The 963-nt window shown below is 66.7% G+C and carries 2 protein-coding genes; both read left to right on the plus strand.

Going from position 1 to position 963, the window contains the following annotated elements; genetic code table 11:
- Positions 1-174 precede the first annotated feature (174 nt).
- Positions 175-744: a DJ-1/PfpI family protein gene (locus Pph01_RS42480; protein WP_204078946.1), complete on the plus strand. Its 570-nt coding sequence runs from the start codon at positions 175-177 to the stop codon at positions 742-744.
- A 19-nt stretch (positions 745-763) separates the two neighbouring features.
- On the plus strand, positions 764-963 hold a 200-nt coding region (locus Pph01_RS42485; protein ID WP_373315722.1), incomplete at its 3' end, for an alpha/beta fold hydrolase.

Consider the following 963-nt stretch of genomic DNA (forward strand, 5'->3'; position numbering starts at 1 on the left):
CGTCGGCACATCCTGCGGTCCGGCGAGCGGTTCCGACGATTGTTCGACGAGGCCGAGGACGCGGACGGAATGGCCGTAGAGGCTTGACGGGCGGGCTGGGCCGAGGAATGCTAACCCAGCCGGATCGGATTGGATCTGATCCACCTCACCCGCCCCAGATGCGAGGAGAAGTAGGTGCCCAGAGCGCTGCTTCTGACCGGCGACGCCGCCGAGGAGCTCGACACCATGTATCCCTACTATCGCGTGCAGGAGGGCGGCTGGGACGTTGACGTCTCGTCACGGACGATGCGTGACGTTCAGCTGGTCATCCACGAGTTCGACCCCAACTCCGACGCCTACGTGGAGAAGAACGGCCGAAAGCTGCCGGTCGACGTGCCCTGGGCCGAGGTCGACGTCGAGCGCTATGACGCCCTCATCATCCCTGGGGGACGTGCCCCCGAGTGGATCCGGGTCGACGCCGACGTCAGGCGCATCACCGAGCACTTCTTCGCGCACGACCTCCCGATCGCGCTGGTCTGCCACGGCGCGCAGGTGCCGGCTGTGTACGGGCTGCTGAAGGGCCGAAAGACGGCGTGCTTCCCCCCCATCACCGGTGACATGGAAAACGCGGGCGCGACGGTCATCGACGCTCCCGACGTCGTGGACGGCAACCTCGTCTCCTGCCGAGGGTGGCCCGACATGCCGCAATTCGGCAGGGCGATGATGGAACTCTTTTCGAAGTCCATCAACTCCGCATCAGCATGAGCACACCTGGCCTGTCCCGGTGACGGCACTTCGGACCGTCACAGTCGACGGCTCCCCCGTCCACATCCTGGAGAGCGGCACCGGGCCCGCGGTCCTGATGCTCCACGGCTCCGGACCCGGTACGACCGGATCCGGCGCCTGGGCAACGACGGCACAGGCGCTGGGCACATCCTGGCACCTGGTGGCTCCTGACCAGGCAGGGTTCGGCCGTACACCAAT

The organism is Planotetraspora phitsanulokensis (genome assembly GCF_016863295.1).
GTDB lineage: Bacteria > Actinomycetota > Actinomycetes > Streptosporangiales > Streptosporangiaceae > Planotetraspora > Planotetraspora phitsanulokensis.